Source organism: Halomonas sp. HMF6819 (assembly GCF_044335525.1).
Classification (GTDB): Bacteria; Pseudomonadota; Gammaproteobacteria; order Pseudomonadales; family Halomonadaceae; genus Vreelandella.
In genome coordinates this window covers 195673-213498 of sequence record NZ_JBIQVY010000001.1, presented here as the reverse complement: position 1 = coordinate 213498, position 17826 = coordinate 195673, and the positions used below count along the sequence as shown (strand labels likewise).

Here is a 17826-nt window from a genome sequence, read left to right as displayed (position 1 = left end):
TCAGAACGCCATTCATTAAAAACAGTTCGTCAAAACACATCGAGCGCGCCAAAAGGCGCGCTCGATGTGTTTCTCTACCCGTCTACCAGTTCCTCTAGCGCAGGTTTTAGCGCACCATCGACCACTGAAGCGCTTCTCCGGCCAGCAGCGGTACGATCGAACACCCGTCGCCGTAGGCATAGTGGGAGGGCAGCGCCAGCGCCCGCCGCTCGAGAGTGACGCGGTCAACATTTGGCGCCAATCCGTAAAAGCGCGGGCCGTTAAGGCTCGCGAAGGCTTCGAGCTTGTCGAGCGCTCCCATTTGATCGAAGGCCGTGGCGTAAAGCTCGAGCGCTGCCGGCGCGGTGTAGGCGCCAGCGCAGCCGCAGCTCGACTCCTTGTCGGCCTTCTCGTGGGGCGCGCTGTCGGTGCCCAAAAAGAATTTGGGGCTGCCGCTGGTGGCCGCTTTCAGTAACGCCTGGCGGTGCTGTTCGCGCTTTAAAATCGGCAGGCAGTAGTAGTGCGGGCGAATGCCGCCGGCCAGCATCTGGTTACGATTGAACAGAAGATGGTGCGCGGTAATCGTGGCGGCCAGGTTATCGGGGCCGTTGGCCACGAACTCAGCGGCCTGCTGAGTCGTGATGTGCTCGGAGACCACTTTGAGCGTCGGGTGGCGTTCGAGCAGCGGCTTCAGCACCCGCTCGATGAAAGCCGCTTCGCGATCGAAGATGTCGATGTCACTATCGGTCACCTCACCGTGAATCAACAGCGGCATGCCGACCCGCTCCATGGCGGTGATGGCGGCGTCGCAATGGGCGATATCGGTCACCCCGGACGCCGAGTTAGTAGTCGCCCCAGCAGGATAGAGCTTGACCGCCTTGACCACGCCGCTGGCATGCGCCTTCTCGATCTCGTCAGCGGTGGTGGAATCGGTCAGGTAGAGCGTCATCAAGGGCTCGAACGCACTGCCCGGCGCCAGCGCCTTCAAAATACGCTCGCGGTAGGCCAGCGCCTGGTCGGTCGTGGTGATCGGCGGCTTAAGGTTCGGCATGATGATCGCACGCCCCATCTGCGCAGCGGTGTGATTCACGACCGCCTCGAGCACCTCGCCGTCGCGCAGGTGAAGGTGCCAGTCGTCGGGGCGAGTCAACGTAATAGAGTCCACGGTCAATCCTTTACAAGCGGTGGGTTGAAAGCGCACGCCAGTATACCCGAAGCCGGCCGGGGATGAATCCAGCGGTTCGATCCAACGGTTTTGAGGGCAGTTTAATCCAACATCAGGGGGCCACAGCGCCTGGCAAGTGTCGTATCATGTCAGCACGTTACTTCGCTTTGTCATTTCACATTCAGACCCTTTCCAGGACATTACCCGCCTATGCAAAACGTGAGGCGCTACGCTGACATTCTCACCAGCATCGAGGGGCTAATGTGGCTCGCGCTCGCCTGGTCCGTTTCCGCATCGACCCACCGGGGCAGCACCGAGCCAACGATCGCGATGCTCTTCGTGGTCGGCACGCTGCTGCTGTTTAGCTGGGCGCACAAGCCCATGCGTTTTTTGCTGCGCCGCTACCACGTGCGCAAGCGCCGTACCGATATGTGGATTCACACCCTGGCGCTGCCGCTTCTGCTGGCCATGCTCTTGCACATTTTATTGGAGGCGCTTTTGGGCCGGGCTTGGCTTCCGCCCAAGATTCTGGTTTTCAACCTGCTGGCGACCGCCGGCTGGCTAACCTACGTGATGACGCTTTTCATCAAGTTCATCATTCACTCGGTCAAAACGTCTCGCGCCCACTCCCACTGACCGCCACCGACAAGTAGCCTTTCATGCAAACCGCCCTGCCGCTGCCGCTATCGACCCCAAACCGCAACCTGGTGCGCCTAACCATCGTGCGCGGTATCACCTGGACCGGTTTTTTGCTGGCGATCCTGATCGGGGTCGAGGTGCTCGACTTCGAGCTAGAGACCGCCACGGTCATCGGCGTCGTGGTGGCCATGGGCGTTTTGAACATCCTTACCTGGTGGCGGCTGGGGCGCCCGCGGGCCGTTAGCCATCTTGAGTATCTGCTACACCTGCTGGCGGACATTGCAGGATTGACGCTGCTTTTCTACTTCACTGGCGGTTCGACCAATCCGTTCATTACCTACTATCTGGTGCCGGTGACCATTGCTGCGGCAACGCTGCCTTGGCGCCACGCCTGGATCATTGCCGGCTGCGCCATGGCGGGCTACAGCTACCTGATGGTGGATTACCACCCCATTGCCCAGCTCAGCCATATTGATAGCGATAGTCTTTTGAACCTGCATGTGGTGGGCATGTGGCTCAACTTTGGGCTTTCAGCGGGTCTGGTCACCTTTTTCATCTACAAGATGGCCCACGCGCTTCGAAGTCGCGACAAAGCGCTGTCGCGCACCCGCGAAGCCGCACTACGAAACGAGCAGGTGCTGGCGGTGGCCACCCAGGCGGCGGGCACCGCTCACGAACTCGGCACGCCGCTTTCCACCATGGCGGTGCTTTTAAAAGAGATGCAGGCGGAGGCCGCTGACGGCTCGCCTCTTTTCGAGGATATCGCGCTGTTGCGCCAGCAGGTGGATGTTTGCAAGTCACGACTGCAGCACCTGGTCACCAGCGCCGACCGGCGGCGCATGGCGGAGCCGGAAGTTCAGGATGGCGAGATCTGGCTTTCAAGCATCATTCAGCGCTGGCTGGTCATCCGCCCGGACGTCACCCACACGCTCGAGATTCCCAATCGCCGCGGGCGGCCTTGGCTATTGGTCGATGCCACTCTCGACCAGGCGCTAACCAATCTTTTGAACAACGCCGCCGACGCGCATCCGGATCAAATCGCCATTCGATTGGACTGGTTCGACGATAACGTCATCATCGACATTCGCGACCACGGCCCGGGGGTCTCGATGTCGATCGCCGACCAGCTCGGCGACACCTTTGTGTCGACCAAGAGCAAGGGAATGGGCATTGGGCTATTTTTAACCCATGCCACCATCAACCGATTCGGCGGCGGCGTGAGCCTTTATAACCACCCGGAAGGCGGCACGCTCACCGAGGTAACGCTGCCGCGCAGCGACGCGCCGGACAAGGCGTGAGTCATGCCCAATGAAAGCGAGAAGACCATGCAAACAGACGACCAACGCCTTTTGATCGTGGACGATGACGACGTATTTTGCCACGTGCTAAGCCGGGCGCTCACCCGCCGTGGCTTCGATGTGAAGGTTGCCCACGACGCCGAGCAGGCGCTAGAGATCGCAGCGTCGTTCTCTCCAACCATCGCCACGCTCGATCTCAAACTCGAACACAGCTCCGGTCTCAAGCTGTTGCCGGAGCTTTTGACGATCGTGCCGGATTGTCGAGTCGTGGTGCTTACAGGCTACTCGAGTATCGCCACCGCGGTAGAGGCGATCAAGCTTGGCGCGGTGCACTATCTGTGCAAGCCGGTGGACGCCGACGATGTCATAGGCGCGTTCGAAAACGGTGGCGGCGACCCGGATATCGAGCTTGCGGACAACCCGCCGTCGATCAACCGTATCACCTGGGAGCATATTCAGAAGGTGCTGCAGGAGCACGATGGCAACATCTCTGCCACCGCTCGGGCGCTGGGCATGCACCGGCGCACCCTGCAGCGAAAGCTGCAAAAACGTCCGGTTCGACGCTAATGCAGCCCATTCGGTAAGGCTTGGCGTTTGGGCGGGTTAATGCGCCGTCCAGCCAAGGTCGATATTGAAACTCGAACCGGTCACGGAGCCGGCGGCGTCGGAGGCCAGATAGCACACCAGCTGAGCGACCTCGGCGGGTTCGATCAGGCGCTTAATCGCGGCGTCCTTGAGCATGATCTTCTCGATCACTTCCTGCTCGTCCATCTTGTGCATCTTCGCCTGATCGGCGATCTGGTTTTCAACCAAAGGCGTTTGCACGTAGGCCGGGCACACGGCGTTGGCGGTAATGCCCTGCTCCCCGCCCTCAAGCGCAGCGGTTTTGGTCATGCCGATCAAACCGTGTTTGGCGGTCACGTAGGCGGCTTTGCCAGGGGAGGCCACGTGGGCGTGAATGGAGGCGATATTGATGATGCGGCCCCAGCCGTTTTCGCGCATCGAGGGCCATACCGCCTGGGTGAGCAAAAACGGCGCGGTGAGCATCAAATTCATGATCGCCTGCCACTTCTCTTCAGGAAACGACTCGATGTTACTGACGTGCTGTATACCCGCGTTGTTAACCAGGATGTCCACCCGACCAAAGCGCTTGATTGCCTCTTTAACGGCGTTTTTGCACGCCTGCGGGTCGGTCAGGTCGGCCTGATAGAACGCCGCGCCCTGGTCGCTTGCGATCTTTTCACCCGCCTCGTTGAAATCCACCGCCAGCACTTGAAACCCTTGCTTGCAAAAGTGCTCGACCACGCTTGCGCCGATTCCGCTGCTCGTACCCGTTACCAGCGCCACCCGAGGCGTTGTATCCGTACCTGACGACATAGCCCTCTCCTTAAAAAGAAATCCACCTACGTTTAGAACCCACTCAGTATAGAACCGTGATCGCGCGTTGAACCAACGCGACGCGTTATTGTTCAACGCAGCCTTCTTGGGCGACAATGATCAAAACGCCATCCCCCAACCCAAGGAATTTTCATGTTCGTGGTAATTTTTGGCCGTATGAGCTGCCCTTTCTGCGTCATGGCCAAGCAGCTCGCCGAGCAGCTCGAAAACGCTTATAAAATAGAAGGTTATCGCTACGTCGATATGCCCTCGGAGGGCGTGACCAAAGAGGACATTGCCAAAACTGCCGGCAAACCGATCCACACCGTGCCTCAGGTGTTCATCGATCAGAACCATATCGGCGGCTTTTCCGAGTTCGACCGCTACGTTCGCGACAACGACCTGCTTTCGTGATGCGTTGACAACCTTCGCCTTCGTGCGGAACCCGTGTAAACCCTTGCTGCCTATACTGGGAGGGCATTCTCCCTAACAAGACCGAAAAAGTCGGCAAGGACACGCGCCATGCAACGTGAAGAGTTCGAACGCCAGCTTTGGCTCGATTACATTCATACCCATCCAGATCTCGGCGGGCTGGGCATTTGGCCCTTGGACGTCAAGGCTGATTACCTCACCCTGCTAACCCTCAACCACGGCCCGTTCAGCGCAAGGCATCTCACCCAAACGCTTCAGCGAATGGGTTACGTCTGCGTTACTCAATACGCGTTGGCAGACAAGGGGCTGATCATTCACTTGCTCGGGGCGCCGGGTAGCAGCTGGCTGGTGCTGGTAGAGCTTCAGCTTGGCGCTTTATGCACCACGCCGCGCAACGCCCTTTTGGAACTGATCGAGCAGAGCCACCCACAGGACTGCAAGGGGCATAACCTTTTGTGCCGCGGTCGGCCTTGGCCCATGCCCTCTTGGGCGCTCTATCAGGAGTTGGAAGCTGAGCACCCGCTGGCGGCGTGGCTCGCCGCCATGGGGCCCCGGGTGCACCACGCCGGTTTCGACTGCCAAGCACTTGGCGAGCCCATTACCGCGCTCGACAAAGCGCTGGGACGAGCCGGTATGCAGTGCTCGACAAACCGACAAAACGGCATTTTTCCCGTCTCGAGTTCGCTAGAGCACCGCTTTTATCCGGCCATGCCGCAAAAGCTGGTGTTTCGCCAAGGCGATGAGCACCGTCTCTGTCTTGGCGGGCTGGCGCTGGCGCAAAAGGTGCTAAGCGAAAGCCCGGCCACCTTGGGTGAGGAGCTTTTACCGGCCCACACCCGATGTGAAATGGCGTGACGCACACGCCATCCCACCTTTTGAGTGACATTCAGGGCTGGGCAAACTCCATCTCCGGTACGTGATTGGGCACGATGAGTTTGCCGGCGGTTTTCTCCTTGATCTCCTCGACGCTCACCCCCGGCGCGCGCTCTTTTAGTATGAACGCACCTTTCTCGATTTCGAGGTAAGCGAGATCGGTCAGCACGCGGCTAATGCAGCCCGCGCCGGTCAGCGGCAGCTCGCATTTTTCCAGCAGCTTGGATTCGCCGTGTTTGGAAGCGTGGGTCATGGTGCAAATGATGTTCTCGGCGCCGGCGACCAGATCCATCGCCCCGCCCATGCCCTTGATCAGCTTGCCCGGAATCATCCAAGAAGCGATATTGCCGTTCTGATCCACCTCGAAAGCGCCCAGTACCGTCAAATCCACGTGGCCACCGCGAATCATGGCAAACGACTCCGCAGAGGAGAATATGGCCGCCCCCGGGCGGGCCGTGACCGTCTCTTTACCAGCGTTGATCATGTCCGGGTCGAGCTCTTCGTCACTGGGGTAGCGTCCCATGCCCAAAAGCCCGTTTTCGGACTGCAGCATCACGTCGATCCCTTCCGGGACATAGTTGGCTACCAGGGTGGGAATGCCGATTCCGAGATTGACGTAGAAGCCGTCCTTGAGTTCGCGGGCGACGCGCTGGGCCATCTGCTCACGTGTTAACGCCATGGTAATGTCCTCAAATCAATGGTGATGGGTCGATAGAGCGGGTGTCATCCGGCGGTTAGCTTCGAACCGTGCGCTTTTCGATGCGCTTCTCGAACGAGCCTTGAATGATCCGGTCGACGTAGATGCCCGGCGTGTGAATCTGGCTCGGGTCCATTTCTCCGGGTTCGACGATCTCCTCGACTTCCACGACGGTGATTCGGCCGGCGGTGGCGGCCATGGGATTGAAGTTCTGCGCGGTGTGGCGATACATCACGTTGCCGTAGCGGTCCGCCTTCCAGCCTTTGACGATGGCGAAATCCCCCACCAGCGCCTCTTCGAGAATATAGTGGCGGCCGCCGAACTCGCGCACTTCCTTGCCGTCACCAATCGGCGTGCCGTAGCCGGTAGCGGTATAGAACGCCGGAATACCCGCGCCGCCGGCGCGCATTCTTTCGGCCAGTGTCCCCTGGGGCGTTAGTACGACCTCGATCTCATCGTTGAGCATCTGCTGCTCGAAAAGCGCGTTTTCGCCGACGTAGGAGGCGTAGATCTTGCTGATCTGGCGCTTTTCGAGCAGAAGGCCTAGGCCGAAGCCGTCGACACCGCAGTTGTTGGAGGCCACGGTCAGATCCTTGACGCCGCGACGCTGGATCTCGGCAATCAGGTTTTCCGGAATGCCGCAGAGCCCGAAGCCGCCCGCCAGCACGGTCATTCCGTCCTCGATACCTTCCATTGCCTCTTCATAAGAAGCGACACGTTTGTCGAATCCTGCCATGGGTAACCTCGCTGTTGTCGATGAAGCCTCTCGCGCCGAGACGGCGAACAGGCGTATTACAGAGGATAGCTGCCTAATACCAGTGTTGTGCGGGGCGATATATTTGTTAAGTTTGTTTTTCTTATCAATTGATTTAAATAACTTATGAAGAGCCCTTATGACCGTCAAGCAGCTTCGCGCGTTTCTGGCCGTCGCCCAAACCCTGAGCTTTACCCAGGCCTGCGAGCGTTTGCACCTTTCCCAGCCGGCGCTGTCACTGGCGATTAAGGGCTTGGAAGAGTCGCTCGGAGGCAAACTTCTGATTCGCAGCACCCGCCACGTCCGCCTGACGCCGGAAGGCGAATCGCTTTTACCGCTGGCCAAGCACCTGGTGGCGCAGTGGGAGAACACCGAGGAGCGTCTGCGCGAACGCTTCACGCTGCAGCTGGGTCGGCTCAGCGTGGCGGCCATGCCCTCCTTTGCCTGTAGTTTGCTGCCCGAGGCGCTGGCGAGCTTTCGCCGACGCCACCCCAAAATCAACGTCACGGTTCACGACGTTATCAACGAGGACGTCATGGCCATGGTGCGCGCCCGTCAGGTCGAAATCGGCATCGTGTTCGCCCCGGAAGGGCTTGGCAGCTTGACCTTCACGCCGCTTTTCGAGGACCACTTCGTCGCCGTTGTCCCGCCCGAAAGCCCGCTTGGCCGTCAACCGCTCAACTGGCAGCGGCTATTGCAGGAAGACATGATCACGCTGCAGCGCCCGTCAAGGGTGCGCCGCCTGCTCGAGGACGGCCTGGCGCGTCAGGGGCACGAGCTTTCCGTTGCTTTCGAAAGCCACCAGCTTTCGACCGTGGCCAGCATGGTGGCCAGAGGGCTTGGGGTAAGCGCGGTGCCTTCGATGTGCATTCCTCAAATGCACGCGCTGGGGGCGCGCTGCGTCGCGCTTAACGAGGGCGTGATCGAGTGTCAGGTGGGCATGCTCACCCACCAGGAGCTTTCAGTGGCCGCCCAGGCGCTTCGCGGGGTGCTGATCGATACCGTTGCCCCACTGTTTGAAAAGCGCTGGCAATCGCCGGGCATCGGATTTGCTGGGAAGTAACGCCTTGATCCTTTAGGATTTAGCCAAAAGCCGATAAGGCCGCCAGAAGATACGCCGCCAACAGAACACCCAACGCTTCAAGGCGGCCTTCTGCGAAAGGCTTACCAACACGTCAAGAATAAGGCCGCAAGTCACTTAAGGGAGGTGAGTATGCCGGTCATCAAGGGAGTCGTTAGCATCGTGCTGATGACGCTTGCCACGCTTTTCTGGGGAGTGCCGCTTCTGGTGCTCACCTTTCTCAAGGTCGTGATACCGGGGCGGCGCGCGCGTCAGTGGTTGCTCGACCGGCTCTGCGCGGTAGCGCTCAACTGGATCGGGCTCAACCTTTGGTGGATGAAGCGCTGGCTCAAGCCTAACGTCGCTTTGGATATTCCCGACTCGCTAAGCCCGCAGCAGTGGCTTTTGGTAATCTCCAATCATCGCAGCTGGACCGATATTTTCATCCTGTTCATGGCGCTGCATCGGCGCATTCCCATGCCGCGGTTTTTTCTCAAACACCGGTTGATCTGGATTCCCATCGTCGGCCTTGCCTTTTGGGCATTGGAGTTTCCCTTCATGCGCCGTTTTAGCCGCGAGCAGATTGCCAAAAATCCCAAGCTCGCTACCATTGACCGGGATTCGACCGAGCGGATGTGCCGCCAAGCGCGCCACGCGCCGATTTCGATCTACAATTTCGTCGAAGGGACGCGTTTCAGCGTGGCCAAGCGCGATGCTCAGCAGAGCCCGTACCGACATTTATTGCGGCCCAAGGCCGGCGGCGTCGCCCAAGTGCTCGGCCTCATCGGCGACCAGCTCGATGGCATCGTGGATGTCACCATCAGCTACGCTAATCCGTCGCCAACGTTTTGGGGCTTTCTCTGTGGTCAGGAAGCGCCCATCACGCTGGTGGCCCGCAAACTCGAGATCCCGGAGTGGATGCACACCGCAAGCTATCATCAACAATCGCAGCACAAGGAACGTTTCCACGCATGGATCAACTCACTCTGGCAGGAAAAAGACGCGCTGCTGGAAACGCTCAGCGACCACGCCTAGCGCTTTGGATCGGGGTTTGCCTGCTGGCCGGTGTGCTTGGCGGGTGCGCGGGCTCGTCACCCTCGTCGGGTCAGCGCGTCAGTGTCGGCAGCAGCGCAAGCGAGGCCAGCGCCATTAACGGCCAGTGGATCGAAGTACGCCGCGGCGATACGCTGGGACAGCTTGCCGCCCGCGCTGGCGTACCGCTGGAGCGCCTGGAGCGTTTTAACCCTGGGGTCAACGCCAGAGGCCTGGCGGTGGGCCAGCGTCTTTTAATTCCTACTCAACAGGAGCGCGCCCCCTCCGGCGGGCCCTATCGTTACCAGATTCGCTCGGGCGACACGTTTTCCAAAGTAGCGCGCCATTTCGGCACCACCGCCGGGCGTATTCAAAGCGCCAACTCGGGCACCTCGCCCACTGCGCTGCGCGTCGGCCAAGTCATTAGCGTACCGCTGAGTGGCGCATCCGCCGCCCGAGCAGCCTCGTCCGGTTCCTCGAGCAGCGCCAGCCGCCCGGCCCCTACGCCGAGCGCCAGCGTCCCGTCGTCGGCGCGCAACTGGCCCTGGCCGCTGGAGGATTACCGCATTGTGCGCCGCTTCGGCACCGACAGTCGAGGCACGCTCCAGCCGATGCTGCTGGCGACTCAAGCGGGCGCACGCGCCCAAGCGGTAGCTCCAGGTGAGGTGCGCTTCGCCGACGGCATGCGCCAGCTGGGTGAAGTCGTGATCGTGCATCATGCCGATAACCTGCAAAGCGTCTACGCGCTGTGCGACACCATTTTGGTCAGTACCGGCCAGAACGTCAGCGCTGGCGAGCCACTTTGCGAGGTCGGGCAAAGTAACGCCACTCAGCGCTATGACCTGCTGTTCGATTTGCGTTTGGGCGGCCAGCCGATCGACCCGCGCCAGGTGCTTCGCTAGCGCCCCAACGCGTTGCTGGCAGGTATAAAAAAGCCCCGGCCATGGCCGGGGCTTTGCGGTCAGGTCATACGCCCTAGCCGCGATAGTAGCCCGGAGCGACGAACGGCGTTTTAACTACGGTCATCGGCAGTCTCTTGCCGCGCACTTCGGCGTAAACCACTGACTCCACCGCTTCGAATTCACGGGTTACGTACCCCATGGCGATCGGCTTACCCACGCTTGGCCCGAAACCGCCGGACGTGACCACGCCGATTTCTTCACCCTGCTCATCGACCAGGCGCGCGCCTTCGCGTACCGGCGCCCGGCCATCGGCGACCAAGCCCACCCGCTTGCGCGCATGATCCCGGGCGTCAATCTGATGCAGCACCACGTCGGCGCCGGGGAAGCCACCGGCGCGCTCGCCGCCGTGGCGGCGGGGCTTGCCAATCGCCCAAATCAGGCCGGCCTCGACGGGCGTAGTCTGCATGTCCATGTCGTGACCATAAAGGCAGAGCCCGGCTTCCAGGCGCAGCGAGTCCCGCGCGCCCAGGCCGATCATTTCTACCTCCGGTTCGCTCAAGAGCGCTTTGGCGAACGGCTCGCAGTCCGGAGCGGCCACCGAAATCTCGAAACCATCCTCGCCGGTATAGCCGCTGCGGCTAACCCACACATCAAAGCCGCCCACGTTGAAACGCCCGTGCTGCATAAAGGTCAGCGCGCACGCCTGGGGGCAGAGACGCTGCATGACGCTGGCGGCCTCGGGGCCCTGCAGCGCCAGAAGCCCACGCTCCAGCACCTCGATATCGTGGGTATTGCCCAAATTGGTGCGCAGGTGCGCCAGATCCTGGTCCTTGCACGCCGCGTTCACCACCAGATAAAAGTGGTCACCGGCGTTGACCAGCATCAGATCGTCGATAATGCCGCCCTCGGTGCCGATGAAAAGCCCGTAGCGCTGATGATCTTTCGAAAGACCCACGAGATCGGCGGGAATCAGCGACTCGAGCGCCTCGGCGACGTCTGGCCCGGCCACCGCGATCTGGCCCATGTGCGAGACATCGAACAGCCCGCACTGACGGCGGGTATGCTCGTGCTCTTTCTTGACACCGAGCGGGTACTGTACCGGCATATCAAAACCGGCGAAGGGAACCATTTTGGCGCCCAACGACTCGTGCAGCGCGTGTAGCGGGGTTTTCTTGAGTTCGGTCATGCCTTATTCCTCAACATCGATGCCTCGGCATCAGTTCCTCAACATCAAAAGAGCCGGGAAGCGTGGCTCGCCCCCGGCTCGAGTCAACGTGGTGCGCACATCCTTATTTGTCGTGATCCAGCGCTTCGCCGGGGAGCACGTCCTTGCCGGCGAAATAGTCGCGCGCCAGCTTGAACACCACCGGCGACAACAGCGCCAGCGCGATCAGGTTGGGAATCGCCATCAGCGCGTTGAACGTGTCCGCCATCAACCAGATGAAACCAAGCTGAGCCATCGCGCCGAGCGGCAGAGCCAGTACGAACAGCACGCGGTAAAGCATGATCGAGCGCGTACCGAACAGGAATTGAAAGCACTTCTCACCGTAGAACGACCAGCCCAGAATGGTGGTAAAGGCGAAGATCGCAAGCGCGATGGCCACGATCTGATTGCCCCAACCCGGCAGCGCCGCATCGAAGGAGAGCGCGGTGAGCGAGGCACCCTGCTCGCCCTCAAGCCATACTGTTGAGGTCAAAATGACCAGCGCGGTAATGGTGCAGACCACGAGCGTATCGATGAAGGTACCCAGCATCGCGATCAAGCCCTGACGCACCGGGTTTTTGGTTTGCGCCGCGGCGTGGGCGATCGGCGCGCTGCCAAGACCCGCTTCGTTGGAGAAAACACCACGCGCCACGCCGAAACGAATCGCCGCCATGACCGCCGCCCCGGCAAAGCCGCCGGCCGCCGCCATCGGGTTGAAGGCGTAGTAGAAAATCAGCCCAAACGCCTCGCCGAGCTGGTCGGCATTAATCACCAGCACCACAAGCCCTGCCAGCACGTAGGCGATCCCCATGATCGGCACCAGCTTGCCCGCCACGTTGGCGATCCGCTTTATGCCGCCCAGAATGACCGCGCCGGTGAGCACCATGATCACCACGCCGGTGAGCCAGTGCGGCACGCCAAACGTAGCGTCCATGGCATCAGCCACGGAGTTGGCCTGAACGGTATTGCCGATGCCAAAGGCCGCGACCGCGCCAAAAAAGGCGAACAGCGCGCCAAGCCACAGCCACTTTCTGCCCAGACCGTTCTTGATGTAGAACATTGGGCCGCCTACATGGTGGCCGTTACTGTCGGTTTCACGGTAGCGAACGGCGAGCACCGCCTCGGCGAACTTGGTCGCCATGCCGACCAGCGCGGTGATCCACATCCAGAACACCGCCCCCGGCCCGCCCAGTGCGATCGCCGTGGCCACACCGGCGATATTACCTGTGCCGACAGTGGCGGAAAGCGCGGTCATTAGCGCATTGAACGGCGAAATCTCGCCGTCGTCGGTTTTATGCTCGACGCCTTTCGCCCGCTTCGGGTCGCGCCCCTGCCATAAAAGCTTGAAGCCCGTGCCGAGTTTGCGAACCGGCATCAACTTGAGCCCCACCTGCAGATAAATCCCCACCCCAAGCAACAGGATGAGCATCAAAGGCCCCCATACGACGCCGTTCACGGCCTTGACCAGACTGGTTAAAGTCTCCACGACATTACTCCTTATCCCTTGAAGCACCGCTGGATGCTTTTTTGGCTGATTTTTTTATGTTCGGCCCGCTCGTGTAAAAGCAGCTGCCGAGTGCTGACTGACCGCCAAGCGCTACCCGGCGAAAGGCCCGATAGCGCGTCGCGGTCGATTCCCCCGTTTTACACCATTACACCGGTCACTCGCCATGAGGTTTGCGCTTTTTGGCCGTGAAAGTGCCAGCAAGCGGTTGATTTGATGCGCTGTCAGGCTAAAACGGGCTATCGATCGAGCCTTTCTTCTTATGCCAGAACGCGCTATGGAAATTTGTTTCCTATCAGAAACACGGTACCATAGCGCCCATCATCGCCGCCCGGCGAGAGGCTCGCCAAGCCCCCCGGCCAGGCGCTACCATGGTGGTTCAGCCAACCGTTCAATAGGGAAACGACATGAGCAACTTGCCTTCCAACCTTCGCTACGCCAAAAGCCACGAATGGGTGCTCGATAATGAAGACGGTACCGTCACCGTGGGCATTACCGATCACGCTCAAAAGGCGCTGGGCGACGTGGTGTTCGTCGAGCTTCCGGAAGTCGGCCAAACCCTGAGCAAGGGAGACGAGTTCGGCGTCATCGAGTCGGTCAAGGCGGCCTCGGATCTCTACGCGCCGGTCAACGGTGAAGTGGTCGAAGTCAACGAAGCGCTCGACGACGCGCCGGAAACCGTCAACGAAGCGCCCTACGAAAGCGGCTGGATCATGAAAGTGCGTATCGACGACGGTGACCTTGACGACCTGCTCGACGCCGACGCCTACCAGGCCACACTCGCCGACGACTGATCTTAAAGCGCCTGCCTTCGCAGGCGCTTACGCTTTGCCCTGCACGGTTTTTCCCATCACGTTCGGAATATTCTCATGTCCTTTGAAACACGCCGCCTGGCCGAACTGGCCGATCACGATGCTTTCATCAAACGCCACAACGGCCCGGGAGAACGCGACGTTAGCGCGATGCTCAAGGCGCTGGGCGTCGAAGGCCTTGAGGAGCTGATTCAACGCACCGTGCCCGATGACATTCGTCTGGGCCGCGAGCTCGCTTTGGACGAGCCTCAGGGCGAAGCCGAGGCGCTGGGGTATCTTGCCCAGCTGGCGCGGCAGAACCGGGTCGCCAAAAGCTACATCGGGCAGGGGTATTACAATACCCATCTGCCGGCGGTGATTCAGCGTAACGTGTTGGAAAATCCGGGCTGGTACACTGCTTACACCCCGTATCAGCCGGAAATCTCCCAGGGCCGCCTGGAAGGCCTTTTGAACTTCCAGCAGGTGGTGATGGATTTGACCGGCATGGAGCTTGCCAACGCCTCGCTTTTGGATGAAGCGACCGCGGCGGCGGAGGCCATGGCGCTTTGCAAACGCGCCAACAAGAAGAGCAAGTCCAACGCCTTCTTCGTCGCCGACGACGTTTTCCCGCAAACCGTCGACGTCGTACGTACCCGCGCCGAATGCTTCGGCTTCGAGCTGATCATCGGCCCGGCGGCGTCGCTTGCCGATCACGATGTCTTCGGCGCGCTGTTTCAATACCCCAACGCCAGCGGCGCGATCACTCCGCTCGAGACGCTTTTAACCACTGCAAAAGAGCGCGGCGTGATGAGCTGCGTGGCCACTGACCTTTTGAGTCTGGTATTGCTCAAGGAGCCGGGTGCGATTGGCGCGGATATCGTCATCGGCAACTCCCAGCGCTTTGGCGTGCCGATGGGCTTTGGTGGCCCCCACGCGGCGTTTTTTGCCACTTCAGACAAACTCAAACGCTCGATTCCCGGACGGATCATCGGCGTGTCTCAGGACAGCCGCGGCCATACCGCGCTGCGCATGGCGATGCAGACCCGCGAGCAGCACATCCGCCGCGAGAAAGCGACCTCCAACATCTGTACTGCCCAGGCGCTGCTGGCCAACATCGCTGGCTTCTACGCCACTTACCACGGCGCTGAAGGACTCAAAAAGATCGCCGCCCGGGTTCACCGCTTGACCACCCTGCTGGCTCAAGGCCTTGAGCAGGCTGGGGTAACGCTTGCAAGCGACAGCTGGTTCGACACGCTGCGTTTGACTGGCGTGGATGCCGGCAAGATTCACGGCCGCGCGATGACCGCCGATGTCAACCTGCACTACTTCGAGGGCGGCGACATCGGCGTCAGCCTCGACGAGACCACCACCGCCCACGACGTCAGCGCGCTGTTCGATGTGCTGCTGGGCGACGAGCACGGCCTGTCGCTGCCGCCCCTCGAAGAGCAAGTGATGAGTGATGAGCGCTCGGGCATTCCGGCCGGCTACCGCCGGGAAAGCGAGTTTCTGACGCACCCGACGTTCAAGCGCTACCGCAGCGAAACCGAAATGCTGCGCTATCTGAAACGCCTGGAGAATAAGGACCTGTCGCTGGCCCACGCCATGATTCCGCTGGGCTCGTGCACCATGAAGCTCAACGCGACCAGCGAGATGATTCCGATCTCCTGGCCCGCGTTTTCGAAGCTTCATCCCTTCGCGCCGCGTGACCAAGTGGCGGGCTATCACCAGATGATCGATGAGCTGGCGGCGTTTCTGGTCGAGATCACCGGCTACGACCACGTCTCGATGCAGCCAAACTCCGGTGCCCAGGGCGAATACGCCGGGCTTCTGGCCATCCGCCGCTACCAGGCCGCCCAAGGCGAAGGTCATCGTAACGTTTGCCTGATTCCGAGTTCCGCCCACGGCACAAACCCGGCGTCCGCCGCTATGGTGAGCATGGAGGTGGTCGTGGTCGAGTGCGACAAGCAGGGCAATATCGATCTCGACGATCTCACCCAAAAAGCCGAGCAGCACAAGGATCGCCTCTCAGCGGTGATGATCACCTACCCGTCGACCCACGGCGTGTTCGAATCTCACGTGCGCAAGGTATGCGATGTCGTGCATGACAACGGCGGCCAGGTGTATGTCGATGGCGCCAATATGAACGCGCAGGTGGGCCTGACCCGCCCTGGCGACTTCGGCGGCGACGTTTCGCACCTGAACCTGCACAAGACGTTCTGCATTCCCCACGGCGGCGGCGGCCCGGGCATGGGGCCGATCGGAGTAAAAGCGCACCTGGCGCCTTATGTGGCCAATCACGTGGTCACGCCGATCAGCGGAGTGAAAACCGAAGGCGGCGCGGTGGCCGCGGCGGCCTTCGGCAGCGCCTCGATCCTGCCGATCTCCTGGGCCTACATCAAGATGATGGGCGCACGCGGGCTTCGCGAGGCGACCGAGCTTGCCATCCTCAACGCCAACTACATTGCCAAGCGCCTGGAAGAGAGCTACCCGATTCTCTATCGCGGGCAAAACGGCACCGTTGCCCACGAGTGCATCATCGATATTCGTCCGCTCAAGCAGAGCTCCGGCATCAGCGAGGAGGATATCGCCAAGCGCCTGATGGATTACGGCTTCCACGCGCCGACCATGTCCTTCCCGGTACCCGGCACGCTGATGATCGAGCCGACCGAGTCCGAGTCGCTTTACGAGATCGACCGTTTCTGCGACGCCATGATCAGCATTCGTGACGAAATCAAGCGGGTCGAAAACGGCGAGTGGCCGCTCGAGAACAATCCGCTGGTCAACGCCCCGCACACCCAGCGTGACTTGGCCGATGCCGAATGGGATCGCCCCTACGATCGGGCGCTCGGCGCTTTCCCCTCTGAAGCGGTCATGGCGGCGAAGTACTGGCCTGCGGTCAACCGGGTCGATAACGTGCTGGGCGACCGGCAACTGATCTGCTCCTGTCCGAGCATCGACGACTACCGAAGCGAATAGCCATCCCTCGCCTCTAGCGCAAGAAAGCCCCACCGTGTTCATCACGGTGGGGCTTTCTTATGTGTGTTTCACTTTTATAGTTACTTACGCTTTCGTTACTTACGCTCGGATTATTGGGCGGTTTCCTGAAGCCGCTGCGCCTTGAAACCATCGAGCAACTTTTGATAGCGCTTGGGCGGGGTGGCGTCACGCCTGGTCAGCACGTAGAGCACCTCGTCGACGCCGACCGGAAGCGACAGCGCCCGTACCTGGCGCTGCCAGGGCGAGGTTTCGAGCACCAGGCGCGACACCACGGTAAACCCCAGGCCCCTGGCCACGGCATCGAGCACCATGCTGACCTCGTTGGTAAATCCCTGATGGCGGAAATGGCTCATCGAGCGAAATTCGTCGGGGTAGTTGGCACGTAGCAGGTGGTTGGCGTGGTTGATACCGTCATAGTAGTTGATGAAGCCAAGGCCCATCAGCTCGGCAAGCGTGGAGCCGGCGAAATCCGCCGGCACGACCAGACAAAGTGGCTCGGTATGCCAAACGGTACAGGAGAGCTCCGCGCTTTTGACCTGCTCGGTGGCGATACCGATATCGTAGCGCCCGTTGATCACATCCCCGACGATCTCGTGATTGAAGGCGAAGCTGTAGCTCACCGTCAGGTTGGGGTGCATCTGCTGCTGACCCAGAATGAACGGGTAAAGCATGAGCCCCACGCTTCCAGGGGACGCAATGCGGCACTCGCCGCTGTCGATCAAATCATCATCGAGGGCGTGGCGAAACTGTTCGTGCTCGGCGAAGAGCTTGAGCGCGTAGTCGTAGGCACGCCGCCCGGCCTCGGTCAGCGTAAAACTCTTGCCTTTGCGCTCTATCAGCGTTTTATCCAGATACCCTTCGAGTTTTCGAACGTGCTGGCTGACACCCGGCTGGGTCATTTCCAGGCGCTGCGCGGTGCGCGTGAAGCTGCCGGTTTCCACCAAAGTGATGAACGTTCGAAAGTAGTGGGCATTGAACATGAGAAGCGCCATGGCAAAAGAGTCGTCAGGCGGTCCAACGCGGCCACCCAAACGCGTAAGGTTAGCATAACCGGCAAGCGAAGGCGGCCTTGCGCCAGCCCCGTAGCTTGCGTGATAGTATGGAAATCAACCGCGATCAATT

17 protein-coding genes are annotated in these 17826 nt (G+C 60.6%); 10 read left to right on the top strand and 7 right to left on the bottom strand.

Going from position 1 to position 17826, the window contains the following annotated elements; genetic code table 11:
- Positions 1 to 106 precede the first annotated feature (106 nt).
- Positions 107 to 1144, bottom strand: coding sequence for a dihydroorotase (gene pyrC / locus ACGLWX_RS00980; protein ID WP_396236613.1), 1038 nt, complete (start codon positions 1142 to 1144; stop codon positions 107 to 109).
- Positions 1145 to 1354: 210 nt separating this feature from the next.
- On the opposite strand from pyrC, the gene ACGLWX_RS00975 reads away from it, so the two are divergent.
- The 3 genes from ACGLWX_RS00975 to ACGLWX_RS00965 are packed head-to-tail and all read left to right on the top strand — an operon-like array spanning position 1355 to position 3648.
- Positions 1355 to 1780: a hypothetical protein gene (locus ACGLWX_RS00975; RefSeq protein ID WP_396236611.1), complete on the top strand. Its 426-nt coding sequence runs from the start codon at positions 1355 to 1357 to the stop codon at positions 1778 to 1780.
- A 23-nt stretch (positions 1781 to 1803) separates the two neighbouring features.
- Positions 1804 to 3081 carry an ATP-binding protein gene (locus ACGLWX_RS00970; RefSeq protein WP_252108721.1) on the top strand — a complete coding sequence of 426 codons (1278 nt, stop codon included), beginning with the start codon at positions 1804 to 1806 and terminating at the stop codon, positions 3079 to 3081.
- Between the two features lie 27 nt (positions 3082 to 3108).
- Positions 3109 to 3648 (top strand): response regulator transcription factor, encoded by a 540-nt coding sequence (locus ACGLWX_RS00965; protein WP_252108901.1) that lies wholly within the window; start codon positions 3109 to 3111, stop codon positions 3646 to 3648.
- A gap of 36 nt (positions 3649 to 3684) precedes the next feature.
- Here ACGLWX_RS00965 and ACGLWX_RS00960 read toward each other — a convergent pair whose 3' ends face one another.
- A complete protein-coding gene (locus ACGLWX_RS00960; RefSeq protein ID WP_396236609.1) occupies positions 3685 to 4458 on the bottom strand; it encodes a 3-hydroxybutyrate dehydrogenase in 774 nt (257 codons plus the stop codon).
- Between the two features lie 153 nt (positions 4459 to 4611).
- Here ACGLWX_RS00960 and ACGLWX_RS00955 point away from each other — a divergent pair, with 153 nt between their 5' ends.
- Together ACGLWX_RS00955 and ACGLWX_RS00950 are read left to right on the top strand one after the other, a co-directional pair.
- Positions 4612 to 4872, top strand: a complete 261-nt coding sequence (locus ACGLWX_RS00955; RefSeq protein ID WP_396236607.1) for a GrxA family glutaredoxin — start codon at positions 4612 to 4614, stop codon at positions 4870 to 4872.
- A gap of 108 nt (positions 4873 to 4980) precedes the next feature.
- The gene (locus ACGLWX_RS00950; RefSeq protein ID WP_396236605.1) at positions 4981 to 5745 is read left to right on the top strand and encodes a DUF1338 domain-containing protein; all 765 of its coding nucleotides are present in this window, start codon (positions 4981 to 4983) and stop codon (positions 5743 to 5745) included.
- A gap of 31 nt (positions 5746 to 5776) precedes the next feature.
- On the opposite strand, the gene ACGLWX_RS00945 is transcribed toward ACGLWX_RS00950, so the two are convergent.
- Positions 5777 to 6442, bottom strand: coding sequence for a CoA transferase subunit B (locus ACGLWX_RS00945; RefSeq protein WP_396236603.1), 666 nt, complete (start codon positions 6440 to 6442; stop codon positions 5777 to 5779).
- 55 nt (positions 6443 to 6497) lie between these two features.
- Positions 6498 to 7196 carry a CoA transferase subunit A gene (locus ACGLWX_RS00940; protein ID WP_252108716.1) on the bottom strand — a complete coding sequence of 233 codons (699 nt, stop codon included), beginning with the start codon at positions 7194 to 7196 and terminating at the stop codon, positions 6498 to 6500.
- Positions 7197 to 7353: 157 nt separating this feature from the next.
- Between ACGLWX_RS00940 and ACGLWX_RS00935 the strand changes: the two genes are divergently transcribed.
- From ACGLWX_RS00935 to ACGLWX_RS00925, 3 genes are all read left to right on the top strand, one after another.
- Positions 7354 to 8277 carry a LysR family transcriptional regulator gene (locus tag ACGLWX_RS00935; protein ID WP_252108715.1) on the top strand — a complete coding sequence of 308 codons (924 nt, stop codon included), beginning with the start codon at positions 7354 to 7356 and terminating at the stop codon, positions 8275 to 8277.
- A gap of 150 nt (positions 8278 to 8427) precedes the next feature.
- Positions 8428 to 9309: an acyltransferase gene (locus ACGLWX_RS00930; protein ID WP_252108714.1), complete on the top strand. Its 882-nt coding sequence runs from the start codon at positions 8428 to 8430 to the stop codon at positions 9307 to 9309.
- A gap of 128 nt (positions 9310 to 9437) precedes the next feature.
- On the top strand, positions 9438 to 10208 hold the full coding sequence (locus ACGLWX_RS00925) for a LysM peptidoglycan-binding domain-containing protein (protein ID WP_396238144.1): 771 nt from the start codon (positions 9438 to 9440) through the stop codon (positions 10206 to 10208).
- A gap of 73 nt (positions 10209 to 10281) precedes the next feature.
- Here ACGLWX_RS00925 and gcvT read toward each other — a convergent pair whose 3' ends face one another.
- Together gcvT and ACGLWX_RS00915 are read right to left on the bottom strand one after the other, a co-directional pair.
- Positions 10282 to 11394, bottom strand: coding sequence for a glycine cleavage system aminomethyltransferase GcvT (gene gcvT, locus ACGLWX_RS00920; RefSeq protein WP_396236601.1), 1113 nt, complete (start codon positions 11392 to 11394; stop codon positions 10282 to 10284).
- A 103-nt stretch (positions 11395 to 11497) separates the two neighbouring features.
- Positions 11498 to 12898, bottom strand: a complete 1401-nt coding sequence (locus tag ACGLWX_RS00915) for an alanine/glycine:cation symporter family protein (RefSeq protein ID WP_396236599.1) — start codon at positions 12896 to 12898, stop codon at positions 11498 to 11500.
- A 425-nt stretch (positions 12899 to 13323) separates the two neighbouring features.
- Between ACGLWX_RS00915 and gcvH the strand changes: the two genes are divergently transcribed.
- Both gcvH and gcvP read left to right on the top strand, forming a co-directional pair.
- Positions 13324 to 13710, top strand: coding sequence for a glycine cleavage system protein GcvH (gcvH, locus tag ACGLWX_RS00910; protein WP_396236597.1), 387 nt, complete (start codon positions 13324 to 13326; stop codon positions 13708 to 13710).
- A 75-nt stretch (positions 13711 to 13785) separates the two neighbouring features.
- Positions 13786 to 16683, top strand: a complete 2898-nt coding sequence (gene gcvP, locus ACGLWX_RS00905) for an aminomethyl-transferring glycine dehydrogenase (RefSeq protein ID WP_396236595.1) — start codon at positions 13786 to 13788, stop codon at positions 16681 to 16683.
- 110 nt (positions 16684 to 16793) lie between these two features.
- Here gcvP and ACGLWX_RS00900 read toward each other — a convergent pair whose 3' ends face one another.
- Positions 16794 to 17684, bottom strand: a complete 891-nt coding sequence (locus ACGLWX_RS00900; RefSeq protein WP_252108709.1) for a LysR family transcriptional regulator — start codon at positions 17682 to 17684, stop codon at positions 16794 to 16796.
- Between the last annotated feature and the right edge of the window lie 142 nt (positions 17685 to 17826).